Origin of the sequence: Spiractinospora alimapuensis (assembly GCF_018437505.1) — a bacterium.
Classification (GTDB): Bacteria; Actinomycetota; Actinomycetes; order Streptosporangiales; family Streptosporangiaceae; genus Spiractinospora; species Spiractinospora alimapuensis.
In genome coordinates, this window is record NZ_CP072467.1 from 5,537,812 (window position 1) to 5,553,451 (window position 15,640).

8 protein-coding genes and 1 pseudogene are annotated in these 15,640 nt (G+C 70.0%); 5 read left to right on the top strand and 4 right to left on the bottom strand.

Annotation, left to right across the window (positions count from 1 at the left end):
- The first annotated feature begins 82 nt into the window (after positions 1 to 82).
- Both J4H86_RS25730 and J4H86_RS25735 read left to right on the top strand, forming a co-directional pair.
- Positions 83 to 2,473, top strand: coding sequence for a RelA/SpoT family protein (locus tag J4H86_RS25730; protein WP_394356540.1), 2,391 nt, complete (start codon positions 83 to 85; stop codon positions 2,471 to 2,473).
- A 108-nt stretch (positions 2,474 to 2,581) separates the two neighbouring features.
- Positions 2,582 to 2,914, top strand: coding sequence for a cupin domain-containing protein (locus J4H86_RS25735; RefSeq protein ID WP_236540894.1), 333 nt, complete (start codon positions 2,582 to 2,584; stop codon positions 2,912 to 2,914).
- Here the strand turns inward: J4H86_RS25735 and J4H86_RS25740 are convergent, their stop codons facing one another.
- The gene (locus tag J4H86_RS25740) at positions 2,915 to 6,235 is read right to left on the bottom strand and encodes an SCO7613 C-terminal domain-containing membrane protein (RefSeq protein ID WP_236540895.1); all 3,321 of its coding nucleotides are present in this window, start codon (positions 6,233 to 6,235) and stop codon (positions 2,915 to 2,917) included. It abuts the gene before it with no gap.
- Positions 6,236 to 7,125: 890 nt separating this feature from the next.
- Positions 7,126 to 8,348, bottom strand: a pseudogene (locus tag J4H86_RS25745) (DUF349 domain-containing protein).
- A gap of 289 nt (positions 8,349 to 8,637) precedes the next feature.
- Between J4H86_RS25745 and J4H86_RS25750 the strand changes: the two are divergent.
- Together J4H86_RS25750 and aspS are read left to right on the top strand one after the other, a co-directional pair.
- Entirely contained in the window at positions 8,638 to 9,312 is a 675-nt protein-coding gene (locus tag J4H86_RS25750) for an MBL fold metallo-hydrolase (RefSeq protein WP_236540896.1), read from the top strand.
- A 119-nt stretch (positions 9,313 to 9,431) separates the two neighbouring features.
- Positions 9,432 to 11,180 (top strand): aspartate--tRNA ligase, encoded by a 1,749-nt coding sequence (gene aspS / locus J4H86_RS25755; RefSeq protein ID WP_236540897.1) that lies wholly within the window; start codon positions 9,432 to 9,434, stop codon positions 11,178 to 11,180.
- Between the two features lie 93 nt (positions 11,181 to 11,273).
- Here aspS and J4H86_RS25760 read toward each other — a convergent pair whose 3' ends face one another.
- A complete protein-coding gene (locus J4H86_RS25760; protein WP_236540898.1) occupies positions 11,274 to 12,260 on the bottom strand; it encodes a DUF4352 domain-containing protein in 987 nt (328 codons plus the stop codon).
- Between the two features lie 275 nt (positions 12,261 to 12,535).
- On the opposite strand from J4H86_RS25760, the gene J4H86_RS25765 reads away from it, so the two are divergent.
- Positions 12,536 to 13,900, top strand: coding sequence for a replication-associated recombination protein A (locus tag J4H86_RS25765; RefSeq protein ID WP_236540899.1), 1,365 nt, complete (start codon positions 12,536 to 12,538; stop codon positions 13,898 to 13,900).
- Here the strand turns inward: J4H86_RS25765 and J4H86_RS25770 are convergent.
- Positions 13,888 to 15,462, bottom strand: coding sequence for a protein kinase domain-containing protein (locus J4H86_RS25770; protein ID WP_236540900.1), 1,575 nt, complete (start codon positions 15,460 to 15,462; stop codon positions 13,888 to 13,890). The two genes, J4H86_RS25765 and J4H86_RS25770, sit on opposite strands and share 13 nt — an antisense overlap.
- Positions 15,463 to 15,640: the final 178 nt, after the last annotated feature.

A 15,640-nucleotide genomic window follows, 5' to 3' on the forward strand; every position in this document is an offset into this window, starting at 1 on the left:
TTCTCCACAGGTGCGCGGCTCCCGCCGCGCATACCCGGCCGCGGGAGGTGTGTCCATGCAACGCGACACGGTTTCGACTGACATGCCCCTCGCGCACGGCGCGCCGGACCCCACCGAGGTGGACAGCGCGGCCAGCGCGACCGACGACGCCACGCCGCCGACCACGGAGTCGACGAGCCAGAGTGCGCCCACCCCCGCGGCTGAGCCGGAGGCTCCCGCGGCGCCGACGCCGGCGAGCGTCGCCGCGGCGAACACCACGGGCGCGCGGCGCAGGCGATCGTGGCTGGGCGCCCAGCGTGGGGTCGCGATGAATCCGATGCTCGAGCCGTTGCTGAACACGGTGCGGGCCACCCATCCCAAGGCCGACACCCGACTCATCGAACGCGCCTACGAGGTGGCCGCTTACCACCACCGCGACCAGCGGCGCAAGAGCGGTGATCCCTACATCACCCACCCGCTGGCGGTGGCGACGATCCTCGCCGAGCTCGGCATGCAGGAGCCGACGCTCGCGGCCGCGCTACTCCACGACACGGTGGAGGACACCGAGTACACGCTGGACGAGCTGCGATCTGAGTTCGGTGACGAGATCGCGGAACTCGTCGACGGAGTCACCAAGCTCGACAAGGTGACCTACGGTGAGGCCACCCAGGCCGAGACCGTCCGCAAGATGGTCATCGCGATGTCGCGGGACATCAAGGTGCTGCTCATCAAGCTGTGCGACCGACTGCACAACATGCGGACACTGCGCTTCCTCCCCCAGCACAAGCGGGAGCAGAAGGCGCGGGAGGCCCTGGAGATCTTCGCGCCGCTCGCGCACCGCCTGGGCATGAACACGATCAAGTGGGAGCTGGAGGACCTCTCCTTCGCCACGATCTACCCCAAGCGGTTCGACGAGATCGCCCGGCTGGTGTCGGAGCGGGCGCCTCGGCGGGACGTGTACCTCCAGGAGGTCATCGAGTCGGTGTCGTCGGACCTGGCCGACGCGAAGATCAAGGCCGTGGTGAAGGGCCGCCCGAAGCACTACTACTCGATCTACCAGAAGATGATCGCGCGCGACGTCGGGTTCAAGGAGATCTACGACCTCGTCGGGATCCGCGTCCTGGTGGACAGTGTGCGTGACTGCTACGCGGCGTTGGGAACGATCCACGCGCGGTGGAATCCGGTACCGGGACGGTTCAAGGACTACATCGCGATGCCGAAGTTCAACATGTACCAGTCCCTGCACACGACGGTGATCGGCCCGGAGGGCAACCCGGTCGAGTTGCAGATCCGCACGCACTCCATGCACCGGCGCGCCGAGTACGGGATCGCGGCGCACTGGAAGTACAAGGAGGACCGTCAGGCCGGCGGAGGCAAACCGGCCGGGGACATGGAGTGGCTGCGCCAGTTGATCGACTGGCAGCAGGAGACCACTGACCCCGGGGAGTTCCTGGAGTCGCTCCGGTTCGACCTCTCGGTGCAGGAGGTCTTCGTCTTCACACCGCAAGGCGACGTCATCGCCCTGCCGCAGGGTGCCACTCCCATCGACTTCGCCTACGCCGTGCACACCGAGGTGGGACACCGCACGGTGGGGGCGCGGGTGAACGGGCGCCTGGTACCGCTGGAGAGCGAACTCGGCAACGGCGACACCATCGAGATCTTCACCTCGAAGTCGCCGGAGGCGGGGCCGAGCCGGGACTGGCTGACGTTCGTCAAGAGCGGGCGCGCGCGTAACAAGATCCGGCAGTGGTTCACCAAGGAGCGGCGAGAGGCCGCGATCGAACAGGGCAAGGACGCGATCGCACGGTTCATGCGTAAGCAGGAGCTGCCGATCAAACGCATGCTCACCAGCGAGTCCGTTCTCGCCCTCGCGCGCGACCTGCGCTACCCGGACGTGTCCGCCCTGTACGCGGCCGTGGGTGAGGGGCACATCAGTGCCCAGAACGTCGTCCAGAAGCTCGTGGACTCCCTCGGGGGGCTCGCCAGCGCGGAGGAGGACCTCGCCGAGACGGCGCTGCCGACCCGTAAGCGCGGGCCACAGCGGATGCACGGCAACCCCGGGGTTGTGGTGGACGGCGATCCCGACGTGTGGGTGCGTCTGTCCAAGTGCTGCACCCCGGTTCCCGGGGACGAGATCATCGGTTTCGTCACCCGTGGCAACGGTGTGTCCGTGCACCGCTCCGACTGCGCGAACACCACGCACCTGGATCCGCAGCGCCGCGTGGCGGTGGAGTGGCGTCCCACCGAGGACTCCATGTTCCTCGTCGCTCTGCAGGTGGAGGCGTTGGACCGGACCCGACTGCTGTCCGACATCACCCGGGTTCTCTCCGACCAGCACGTCAACATCCTGTCGGCGACGGTGCAGACCCGCCGTGACCGCGTGGCGCTCAGCCGGTTCACCTTCGAGATGGCCGACCCGGCGCACTTGGGACACGTGCTCAAGGCGGTGCGCAAGGTGGACGGCGTCTACGACGTCTACCGGATGCGTAGCTGACCCCGTGCCGGCCGCGCCCGCGGTGCCGGCGGGGGCCTGAGGGGCGCTGTGATCGGCGAGCCAAGTCGGTGACCTTGAGGTGGGCGTCATCGGGGTAGTTATCCAGGCATGGGAAACAAGCTGTCCCTGCAGGCCCTCGTGCGGTCCCTCACCGAGCAGGCGGCCTCGGCGCCGTCGGGTCGGAGCGCGGACACCGTGTACGGCGGGCACGAGCGGGCGCTGCGCCAGACCGTGATCGCGTTGCGTGCGGACGCGGGGATGGCCGAACACGGAAGCCCGGGGGAGGCCACCTTGCAGGTGCTCCAAGGGCGGGTGCGCCTGGACGCCGAGGAGACCAGTTGGGAGGCACGGACCGGTGATCTGCTCATCATCCCGGAGGAACGGCACTCCCTGACCGCACTGGAGGATTCCGTCGTCCTGCTCACGGTCGCGCGGACCTGACTACTCCAGCGACCGGAGCGCCGATCCCGCGCGCCGCAGTTCGGCGACGGTCCGTTCGAACCGCGTGGCGACCACCAGGATCACGACTCCCGCGAAGCCGAGCGGCACCCACGCCGGTACGGCGACCACGAGTTCCCACAGTGGGGTCCCAAAGGCGCGCTGTGCGACCAGCGCCAACACGGCCGCACCCACGACGAGGGGGCACTGCGAACGCCGCCACGCCCCGACCAGCGTGCACGCCAGGCCAGCGACGGCCAACGCGCCGAGCCGTATCGGATCGGGGTCCGGCGCCAACACCAGTACGGCCGTGGGGCCGAGCAGCGCCAGGCCGGGACCCGCGCTCAACCACGACGAGGGTGCCGGCCGGCCCGCCACCACCGCCCGGCGACGCCAGTCCCAACCGAGGACGAGCGCGGCCAGCCCGGGCGGAAGCAGATACGGCTCGGGAATCGTGACCCGGAGCCAGCCCATCGCGCACCACAACGCCGCGAGCAACAGGATCCCCGCGACCGGAACGTACCAGCGGCGTTCGGGGCGGGTCGCGCCGCCCAGCGCGATCACCCCGAGGACGGCGAGACACACACTGGTGAGCTCCAGCCGCTGCGTCCCCGCCAGGGTGAGACAGACGGCCACGAGCCCCAGCAGCCCCGAGGCGACCTCCACCGACATCGACAACGGGCGCGGTAGCGAGACGGTGCTCGTGACCCCGATCCCCCCGGCCACGACCGCGACCGCTCCCAAGGACGCGACCTCGGCGGGCTGGCCGAAGGTGAGCATCAACGCGACGGCGAACCCACCGGTGGCCAACGTACACAGGGCCGCCGCCCCGGAGACGAGCGGGACGTCACGCCCCAGGATCTGTACTCCCAGGCCCGCCCCCACCACGACGACGAGACCGACCAAGGTCGGAGTGGACTCGGCGAGGGACCACGACAGCATCGTGAGCAGCACCCATACCGAGCCCACGGCGGCGACGCGGCCGGCGAGGGGCGTGGGCCGGATTCGCGGCGGGAGCGCCGGGACACCGAGAAGCGTGAGCGCCAGGACGACCAACACCAGGATGACGAGCCACACGGGTGCGTTGGCCATCACCGGGAGTGGGGCCAGCACGACCGCGAAGACCGCGCCGGCGACCGGCGCCGCGAGTCTCCGCCGCGTCGCCCACACGCCGAGCGTGATCGCCGCGCCGACCGCCGGGAGGGCGAGAAGATCCGGCCACGAGGCGGGGAGAACCGAGTCCACCATGAGGGCGTCAGCCGCACGGGATCCGAGGATTCCGCGCTGCGACCACGGGGCGACGACCCAACGCCACGTCCCGAACTGCGCCGTGAGCCACGGACCGGCCATCGTGGCACCGGCGGCGATCACCAGTCCGGCCGTGACGGTGAGTCCGACGGGCCGCACCCTGCCAGCGGAGAGCGCGGCCGAGCTCGCCGTGACGACCGCGGCGCCGGCGAGAAGGAGCGGTGGGATACCGGTACCGACCCACGAGATCACGGCACTCGCCCCGGCGAGCGCGACAACGGTCCAGGCCAGATCGGTGCGGCGGTTGCCGTTCGCGCGCCGTGCGAGCCACGTCACGGCCAACGCGCCGGCCGCCACGGTCAGCACGGGCGCGGAGAACCAGCGGGGGTCCAGCTCGACGCCCCGGTCGTGGAACGCGAACCACGCCGCCGCGCCGGCCAAAGCGAAGCTGACGGTGGCCGTGACCGAAAGCGCCGCCGGGGCGGTCCGCGGACCGCCGCTCGCGGACCGTGTGGTGAGGATCGGGAGAACAGCGCCAGCGACCGCGCACACGCCCAGCGTCACCAGTACGAGCGTCAGGAGGAGCGGGTCGAACGCCGACCACGCGACCACCACGTAGCTCGTGACGAGACCAGCCCACACCACCAGTCGGGCCCGCCAGCCGGCGAAGACCGGGACGGAGGCCAGGAGGGCGCCAGCGACCACCACGCTGACCGTCAGCGCGACACCGTACGGAACGGGCACGGCCGCGACACTCGTGGGCAGGAGAACCGAGAGGCTGGACAACGCCGTGGCACCCGCCGCCCAGCGGCCCGAACGCCAGCCCGCCCACCCCACGAGCGTGGCCGTCGCCAGGGCGAGTGTGGTGAGCAGGAGGGGGTGCCCGGCGTGCTCCATGAGCGCGAGGGTGCCGGGCCGCTCGAACGTGAGGATCCCGACGAGCGGCGACGCCATCACCTCGACCAGTCGAGGGGCCACCAGAGTGGGAACGGCGCAGGCGGCCACGAACGCGACCGCGCCGACCGCGACCCGATCCGGTTCGGCGAGGCGCGGCCCCCACACCGCGAGGAGCATCGCGGGCAATGCGACCAGGGTGAGCGTGAGAACCGGGAGGACGGGGACCTCGGCGAAGATCACCGCCGCGGGCGCCACACCGAGAGCCAGTGACGTCGTCGCCACCACCAAGGCACCACGATGGCGGCTGCGCGGCCAGAGTACGAGGCAGGTGACACCCACGAGCGCGCACCCCAGGAACTGAACCGGCGGGGCCCATCGGATCCCCCCTGTCGCGACGTCCAATCCATGGACGTCCGGGGGCAACGCCACCCAGGCCAGCGCGACCACGATCGCGGCGGCCCAGGAGAGCAGGAGGCTCCAGCGCGCGACCGTCCCCACGACGCGGCCCGGAGCGGGAAGGGTCCGCAGGCCGAGGCCGAGCACGACGGCGTTGATGATCGGGGCGAGACCGAGCCACAACGCTGGATCGCCCCACAGGGCGAGCGCCGGAGCGACGAGTTGGCCGACGACGACCGCGAGCACCCGAGGGGCCCGCAGTGGGACGGCCCACGAGTATCCGACCAACACCACGGTGATCACGGCCGCCGCGGACGCCACGTAGGCCGGCGTACCGATCCGGTCGACCGGTACCACGCTCCACAGCGCCAACGCGTCGATCACGAGCAGAGCGGCGCCCAACGCGCCCAGAGTCTCGGCCGTCGCCGTCAGCCGGTACCGAAGGAACACCAGCGGCAGACCGGCGACGAGCACGGTGACGCCGCCCAGGATCGTTCCCCGGGTCGCGACGGAGAGCTCGCTCCAACTGACGACCGCGAACACCAACGACGCGACGCCGAGCAGCACCGCGCCCAGGACGAGCAGCAGGTTGCGCACCGATGTACTGGTGAACTCCCACCGACGCGCGCGGCTCGGTGCCGGCACGGAACCCGAGTAGACGGGGCGCGAACCCTCCACCGGAGGACGGGCGTCGGCGACCGGCGGTGCGGCGGTCTGTGGCCGGGACACGGCGGAGAGCAGGGAGTCGCGCACGAACACCAACTCGGCCCGCTCCCGCTCCAACGCCCCGAGCCGATCCTCAACGGCCCGAAGCCGCGCCGAGTGGACGGGCGCCCACGGGGCCCCACACCCGGGACACGTCGACGGAGCCCCCGGGAAGACGCCCCCACAGTGGGGGCACTGCGTGTGTAGCGGCCGTGGCATCACGCCATGCTCCCAGGTCATCATCGGTCCGCCCTACTCGGGTCCCGGGAGTTCACCGCCCGGTCGGTCAACGGAGGCGGGGTCTCAAGGTGGGGACGAGGCGTCCGTTGGACGCGCCGTGGTGGACACCCGGTTCCGGCGGAGACCGGCGGTGTGTCGAGGGTAGTCGACCCGGCGAATCCGCGCGGTGCGTCCGGTCGCGGGGAGAGGGACCGCTCGGCGGGCGGGTGGGCGTTCGCGGAGGCCGGTAGGCGTTGGCCGTGGCGTCGCGTCGTGCTCCCGGGTGAGCGTCGGGGTCCGCCCCCGTTCGGGTCCAGGCGTTGACCGCCCGTCGGTCCACAGGACGGGTGGTGCCCAGGCTGGCCGAGGAACCGATCGCGGGGAGGTCGTGGGGCGCGTCGTGGCGAACCCAGGGTCGGTGGCTGGGAACTCGGCGCGTTTGGCGTTGGGCGTGCTGTGGGCGCATCACAGGAGGTGGCCTGGCCCCAGTCGCGCACCGTCGTCCGAGGGGGGAACGGTGCGCAGCGGCCGGCCGGGGGACCGAGTCCGGTGATGCCCCCGGTGGGCGCACCGTTGGACGTTCGCGCGGGGCGGTGCGAGGGCGTCCCCGTGGGCGACGGACGTCGGTTGCCGTCCCCACGGCGTCCACGTGGCGGGTCGTCGGCCTGGCCGTCATTGTCGGGAGGCCGTGGGGGCGCCGCTGGCGACGCCAGCGCCGGGACCCCGTGGAGTGCCGGCACTGGCGTCGGTCAGCGCATCTGGCCCATCTGGCGTTCGGCCGCGCTCAGGAGGGACTGGCCGTTGTCCAGGGCCTTCTCCGCGGCACGGATCTTGCCGGTGTCGCCGGTGGCCTTGGCTTTCTCGAGGTCGTCCTGGAGACGTTGTACCGAGGCCTGCAGCTTCGCCACCATGGACTCGGCGTGCGCCGGCCCGCTGCGGCGCCACTCCTTGTCTTCGGAGTTGCGGACCTCGTCCTCGATGCGGCGGAACTCGCCTTCCAGCCGGTCACGCGACTCGCGTGGGACCTCTCCGGCGTCGTCCCACCGCTGCTTGAGGTCGCGGAGTTGCTGGCGCGCGTCGCGTGGATCGGACACCGGCAGCAACCGCTGCGCCTCGGCGAGCAGCGCCTCCTTCGCGTCGGCGTTGACCTGAAGTTCGGCGCGACGCTCGGAGAACGCGGCCTCACGTGCCTGGAAGAAGACGTCCTGGGCGCCCTTGAACCGGGCCCACAGTTGGTCCTCGCTCGCGCGGTCCGCGCGGCCGGCCGAGCGCCACTCGTCCATCAGGTCGCGGTAGCGACCCGCGGTACGGCCCCAGTCGGTGGAGTCGCAGATCGCCTCCGCCTCGGAAACGATCTTCTCCTTGAGCGCTCGGATGTTCTCCCGCTCGGAGTCCAGGTTGGCGAAGTAGGCCTTACGCCGCTTGGAGAAGGCGTTGCGCGCGCTGGACATGCGTCGCCACAGAGCCTGCTCCGTGGCGCGGTCCGTCCGGGGCGCCGCCTTCCACTCATCCATCAGTTGACGCATCCGCTCCCCACCCGACTTCCAGTGGGTGGTCTCCTCGGCGACTCGTTCCGCCTCGGCGACGATGCGTTCCTTCGTTTCTCGGGCTTCGGTTCGCGCTTCTTCCTGCGCCTGGCGCTGCTCCACCTTGCGCTGTTCGGCGGTGCCGGCGAGGCGATCAGTCGCGCGACGAGCGAGTCGAGGTCACCGACCGCGTTCGCCCGCACGATCTCCTCCCGCAGGCGGGTGACGCTGTCCAGCGCCTGTCCCCCCGCGATGTCGGTGTTACGAAGGCGCTGTTCGAGCAGCTCCACCTTCGTGCGCAGATCGTCGTACTTGCGTCGGAAGAAAGCCAGCGCTTCTTCGGGGGCACCTGCCTGCCACGAACCGACGATGCGTTCGCCCTCCGCTGTGCGCACGTAGACCGTTCCGTCCTCATCTACGCGGCCCCAAGGGTCCGTCGAGGTCACCGTGTCCTCCCCAATGTGAAGAGCACCCACCCTGACTGGTGCGGTGCGTCATGAGCGGCGGACGGTCACAGCCCGGCTCATCGTGGCATGGACCAATATGTCACTGCGACGGCGTTTGGCAAAGAGTTGATGTGCCGGAGGTGACCGATTAGTGATCAGCGGTGCTGCGACCGTGGCCCGGAGGGGGTCACCATCTCGGTAAGCTCGGGCGCGAGGTCGGGCCGCCACAACGCCGTTCCAGCAGGTCGGTCCCTCGCGTACCGAGACCAACCAGACCAGTGAGGTCAGTGTGCTCATCGTCGAACGTCCCGTCGGTCCGCTCGCCGCGAACTGCTTCGTCGTCGCGTCCGGGCCGGACGCGACGTGTGTCGTCATCGACCCAGGTCAGGAAGCGGAGGACGCCGTCGCGGAGAGCGTAGGCGAGCATGGGCTGCGGCCTGAGGCGGTCCTGCTGACCCACGGACACTTCGACCACGTCTGGTCCGCCGCGGCGCTCTCGGAGCGGTACGGGATTCCCGTGTACGTCCATCCGGAGGACGCGGCCCTGCTGAGTGATCCCGCGAAGGGACTCGATCCCGCTCTCGCCGCGCAGTTGACCGCGCTCTTCGGCGACGGCCAACTCAACGAGCCGGAGAACACCTACCACCTCCGGGGCGAGCAGACCCTCGCCCTCGCCGAGATGACGTTCACCGTGCACCACGCCCCTGGACACACCCCCGGTTCGGTCGCGTTCTCCACGGACGACGACGGGACACCGACCCTGTTCGCGGGGGACCTGCTCTTCGCCGGATCCATCGGCCGCACCGACTTCCCCGGCGGCGATCCGGAGGCGATGGCGGAGAGCCTACGGCGCGTCTGCCTGGACCGGCCCGACGAGACGGTGGTCCACCCAGGACACGGCCCGGTTACGACGATCGGACGGGAACGCGTCAGCAACCCGTTCCTGCGTGGCCTCACCTCATGAGCGAGGCACATCCGGTCCGGTCGGTCGCCGCCTTCGGCGCTCGAGATAGCGGCGCCGGCGCCACAAGCCGGAGACCACGCCCAGGGACTGCCGAAGAGCTGAGACAAGGAGACTGAAAGTTGATCCGCAACGCAGAAGCCGGTGAACTGCGGGCCGAGGACGCCGACCGCACCGTGGTCCTGGCCGGGTGGGTCGCCCGCCGACGGGACCACGGGGGAGTGGTCTTCCTCGACCTGCGTGAGGCGTCGGGCGTGGTCCAGGTGGTGGTACGTGAGGACGACCTCGCGCACGACCTTCGCGCGGAGTACTGCCTGAAGGTCACCGGGCGCGTCCGGGTGCGTCCCGCGGGAAACGAGAACCCCGAGATCCCCACGGGGGACATCGAGGTCGTCGCCGACGAGATCGAGGTCCTCAGCGAGTCCGCACCGCTGCCCTTCCCCTTGGACGGCAGCCAGGAGGTCGCCGAGGAGACCCGGCTGCGGTACCGCTACCTCGACATGCGCCGCCCGGAAACCGCCGCCGCCCTACGGCTGCGGTCCACGGCGACCTACGTCGTGCACGACGTCCTGCGTGACAACGGGTTCGTCAACATCGAGACGCCCTACCTCACCCGATCCACCCCCGAGGGAGCCCGGGACTTCCTGGTGCCCGTCCGACTGCAGCCCGGCCACTGGTACGCACTGCCACAGTCCCCACAGCTCTTCAAGCAGCTCTTGATGGTGGGCGGCATGGAGCGGTACTACCAGATCGCGCGCTGCTTCCGTGACGAGGACCTCCGCGCCGACCGCCAGCCGGAGTTCACCCAGATCGACATCGAGATGAGCTTCGTCGACCAGGAAGACGTCATCGCCGTCAGCGAGGAACTCGTCGCACGCCTGTGGCGGGAGACGCTCCGGGTCGAGCTGCCCACGCCACTGCCCCGCATGGCGTTCCTCGAGGCGATGGACCGCTTCGGTTCCGACAAGCCCGACCTCCGGTTCGGTCAGGAACTCACCGAACTCACCGACGTTTTCGCCGACACCAGCTTCCGCGTGTTCCAGGCACCCTACGTCGGCGCGGTCGTCATGCCGGGTGGCGCCAGCCAGACCCGCAAGGAACTGGACGGCTGGCAGGACTGGGCCAAGGCGCGGGGCGCCAAGGGGCTCGCCTACGTGCTCGTGCAGCCCGACGGGACGCTCACCGGCCCCGTCGCCAAGAACCTCACCGAAACCGAGATCACCAACCTGGTGAACCGCGTCGGAGCCGACCCCGGAGACGCGGTGTTCTTCGCGGCGGGCAAGCGCCGTCCCTCCCAGGAGCTCCTTGGCGCGGCGCGGCTGGAGATCGGCAACCGACTCGGCCTCATCGACGAATCCCAGTGGTCCCTGCTGTGGATCGTGGACGCCCCGCTGTTCGAGGAGGACAGCGAAGGGGGGTGGACGCCGGTGCACCACCCGTTCACCAGCCCCAAGCCCGAGTGGGTCGAGACGTTCCACAAGGACCCGGGCAACGCGCTCGCCTACGCCTACGACCTGGTGTGCAACGGCGTGGAGATCGGCGGGGGCTCGGTCCGTATCCACCGCGGCGACGTTCAGCAGCGGGTGTTCGAGGTGTTGGGCATCGACCGGGCCGAGGCCGAGTCGAAGTTCGGGTTCCTGCTGGAGGCGTTCAAGTACGGTCCACCCCCGCACGCTGGGATCGCCTTCGGGTGGGACCGGATCGTCAGCCTGCTCTCGGGCGGCGAATCGATCCGCGACGTCATCGCCTTCCCGAAGACGGCCTCCGGTGGTGACCCCCTCACGGGTGCGCCTACCCCGATCACCGCCGTACAGCGCAAGGAGGCGGGAGTCGACGCGGTACCGGTGACCCCGGAGACCGCCGAGAGCTGATCCGACGACCGGCACCACACGGATCGCATACGCCACGGGGTGGGTTCCCAACGTTGGGAACCCACCCCGTGTTCGTCGTTCGGCCCGTGGGCCTCACGAGAGGTCGACGTAGACCTCGTTCCCGCCGTAGGTCTCCGAACTGAGGCCGATGTGCGACACGTCTGACGCGCTGGGCACGTCGAAGACGATCGTGACCTCCTTCGTCGAACCCGTCCCGATGTCGTCGTACCAGGACCCGCCGTTGCTCTCGTGGGCGTCCTCGGCGTAGCCCTGGACGGTTCCGTCCTCCAGGTAGATGTTCTGCTCGTCGGACCAGAAGCTGCGCTGGATCGTCCCGATGTTGGTCACCTCGACGGTGACCGCGACGAACTCCCCACTGGCGGTCGCGCCGGAGACGTCGACCGTCTCGAAGTCCGTGACGACGAACTCCATCGGGTCACGGGTCGCGGTGTCACCCATGGCGACCAGGTCCTCGTCCGAGGAGTCCGCGTCGGAGTCGGAGCTCCCCCCGGACAACTCGGCGACCTCGTCCAGGAGCTGAACGTCGACCTCGTCGCCGCCGAGCGTCTCCTCGCTGAGACCGATGTGGGAGACGTCCGCCGCGCTGGGAACGTCGAACACGATGCTCACCGTGGTGGTCTCGTTCGGCGCGATGTCGTCGTACTGGGATCCACCCAGAGCGGAGTTCGCGCCGGTGTCGTAGCCGTGCGCGGAGCCGTCGGTCGTGTAGAGGTTCTGCTCGTCGGACCAGTACGTCCACTCCGAGCTGGAGGTGTTGGTCACATCCAGGGTGACGGCGACATACTCGCCGCTCGGAGACTCGCCGCTGACCTCCACCGCCTCCGCGAACTGGACGGTGTATTCCAGGTTCCCGGTGCTGACGGTGTCACCGATGCCCGCCTCGGAGGAGCCGCCACCACCGGCGGGTGGGGGCGGCGGGTCCGGCTCGTCGTTGCCGAGGCGCCCGATCACGAGCACGATGGCGACGATCACCAATACGACGACCAGGACACCGCCCAGGATGACGATCAGGATGGGAGAGGTCGAGCGCTGCGGGGGAGGGGGAGGTCCCGGCGGCATACCCTGCGGTCCAACGCCGTATGGCGGCATACCCGGCTGGGGACCAGGTGGTGGCCCATAGGGGGGTTGACTCATAACGGCACACTTTTCCTTCCCGCATGCTGCGAAATGTGTGAATTGATCACGATAGTGCAGGACAACGCACCATACCGTTCCCTAGTGACCGGAGTGGCCGATGGGCCTGCGGGCGCCCATGTGACCAACCACGGCACAGCATTGGACGCACGAGGACGCCGCGGGGTTTCCCTACCGACGGCACGGATACGCTGGGGAATGTGTCCGAAACACTGTTCGACGACGCCGGCGCGGAGGCGCAACGGGCGGAGGAGCCGCTGGCGGTCCGTATGCGTCCCCGCACCCTGGACGAGGTCGTGGGCCAACGCCATCTGCTGGGGCAATCCAGCGCGCTACGCCGCCTGGTCGAGGGTGACGCCCCGATGTCGCTGTTCCTTTGGGGTCCACCGGGGACGGGGAAGACGACACTCGCCACGGTGGTCAGTCGCACCACCAAACGGAAGTTCGTCGAGCTCTCCGCGGTGAGCTCCGGAGTGAAGGACGTTCGGGCGACCATCGACACCGCCCGTCGGGAGATGGGGATGCGCGGCACACGCACCCTTCTCTTCATAGACGAAGTACATCGCTTCAACAAGACACAACAGGACGCGTTGTTGCCCGCGGTCGAGAACCGTTGGGTGAGTTTCATCGGCGCGACGACGGAGAACCCGTTCTTCTCCGTCGTCTCACCGTTGTTGTCGCGCTCGTTGATGTTGACCCTGGAGCCGTTGACGGACGAGGACGTCCGCTCCGTCATCCAACGCGCCCTGACCGAGGAACGCGGCCTGAACGGGATCTACGTCCTGGACACGGAGGCCGAGGACCATCTGGTGCGGCTCGCCGGGGGCGACGCCCGCCGCGCCCTGACCTACCTCGAGGCCGCCGCTCTGGTGTCCACCCGGGACGGAACCCACAACACGATCACCACGGCGGACGTGGAACGCGCCGCGGACCGCGCGGCGGTGCGATACGACCGCGCGGGAGACCAGCACTACGACGTGATCAGCGCGTTCATCAAGAGCATCCGCGGGAGCGACGTCGACGCCGCCATGCACTACCTGGCGCGTATGATCCACGCCGGCGAGGACCCTCGGTTCATCGCGCGGCGCCTCATCGTGCACGCGAGTGAGGACGTCGGCATGGCCGACCCGACGGCGCTGCAGACCGCGATCGCCGCCGCGCAGGCCGTCGAGTTCGTCGGGCTGCCCGAAGCACGGATCAACCTCGCCCAAGCCGTCATCCACCTCAGCCTGGCCCCGAAGTCCAACGCCGTGATCAGCGCGATCAACACCGCGGCGAGTGACGTCACCCAGGGCCGCGTCGGAGCGGTTCCCCCACACCTGCGCGACGCGCACTACTCGGGCGCCGACAGTCTCGGACACGGCGAGGGCTACAAGTACGCCCACGACTACCCCGGCGGCGTCGCCCCACAGGTGCACGCGCCCGACGCCGTCGCCGGTCGGCACTACTACCAGCCGACGACGCACGGCGCGGAACGCCGCTACGGCGAGGTGTGGGAGCGGATCCAGGGCATCCTGCGGGACGGCCCGCCAACGCCTGACTCCCGCGGGGGTCACGGGTCGTAGAGCTCGACGACCTCCACGATCAACGGGAACCCGTCCTCCGTGGCCTCGGGCGCGAACTCGACCTCGGCGATGATGTCCTCGCCGTACTGCAGGTAGTTGATGAAGTCGCGGCCGGTCAGCTCCGCGCCCTCGGTCTCGCCGTAGGTGCCCCGGCCGTCCTCGTCGACCGTGACATCCCCAGGGTTGTGGCAGTACTGCGCGCACAGGACGACGGCCTCGGGATCGATGTCGGCCTCGAACAGGGAGTCGTCCGAGGCCTCAGCCCAGCGATCCAACCACGGGGCGTCCGCCGCGGCGTCGTCGTCGGCCTCCACGATCGTGTAGGCCCAGGGGCCTGACTCGGGGTTCTCCTGGTTCTCCGCTCCGAGCCGGATCACGATCGGCGCCTCGTTCTCGCCCGCCTCCTCGTCCACCTGCGGTTCGTCCCCGGCCGCGGCCTCCGCGTCGTCGTCACCGCCCAGGAGCGCGTGTACCCCCGCCCACACCCCACCCCCGACCAGGGCGATGGCCAAGGCCCCACCCGCCGCGACGACCACGGCCCGAGGCAACGGTCCCTTGGTTCCGTCCTTCTGCCTCGGGTCGGAGAGGTAGTACACGCGGGGGAGGCCGACCGGCTCCACGACACTGTTCCACTCGCGGGTGAGAATCCGCTCCAAGCCGCCGGACAGGGATCCCTCGTCGGTCTCGTCGCCGTCGTCGGGGTCCTCGTCCTCGGAGCGCAGCGCCTCCCACGCGGCGAGCGAGGCTCCCAACAGCTCCCGGGCGGATGGTCGCTCCGCGGGATCGGCGTCCAGCGCTCGCGCGACCAGCGGGCGCAACTGTTCGGTAACGGTGTCGAGGTCGAACTCCCCCGACCGGACACGCTCGGAGACGTCCTCGGCCGTCCCGTCGCCGAACGGCAGGGAGCCCGACGCGGCGAACGCCACCACCGCACCCCAGGAGAAGACGTCCGACGGAGGTTCGGCGGGCGTGTCCACGGCACGTTCGGGACCCGCCCATCCCGTCTGTCGCCGCAACTGGTCCTCGTCCGGTGTGAGCTCCACGCCGAGCAGGCGCGGACCGGACGCGCTGAGCACGATGTTGTCCGGGCGTACGGCGCCGTGTGCGACGTCGGAGCCGTGCAGACCGACCAACGCGTCGGCGATGCCGGCGGCCAGCGCGATGAGCATCCCGGAGTTCAGGGCGCCCCGCTTGCGTACGTGGTGTGCCAGGGAGAGGCCGGGAACGTGGGGTTCCACGACCCAGGGTGGATCTGCGTGGACGTCCACGGCGATCGGGCGGGCGTCGTTCCGCCCGGAGACGGCCTCGACCTGACTCAGCCGTTGCGCCAGGGCGTCACGGTCGGAGTCCGGGGGCCAGTGCGCGGGGTCGAGGATCTTGACCACACGTACCGCGTCGGTCCCGCTCGTGGCGCTGATCGCCGCGTAGGTGACACCGTGCGGCCCGCCACCGAGTCGTCCGACGAGGACGTGGTCACCAATCGTCCGCGGGTCACCGTCGGTCAGGGCGGCGACATCCGGCGGGAGGGTCACAGAGACGGAACGTTGCGTACGTCGGCTCATGCTGGTCCTAGACGATGAGGGCGGGGGGTGCGGGCGGGTGGTGTTCGGACGGAGAGTGGCGCGCGGCCGGTCGAAGTGGGACAAAGCGCCGTCCCGCACATTATCCGCTGATCGTTCACGAACGTCGACCGAGCGACGGAATCGGTGGGAGGGAGTGAAACTCGCCCGGGGAGCGGAC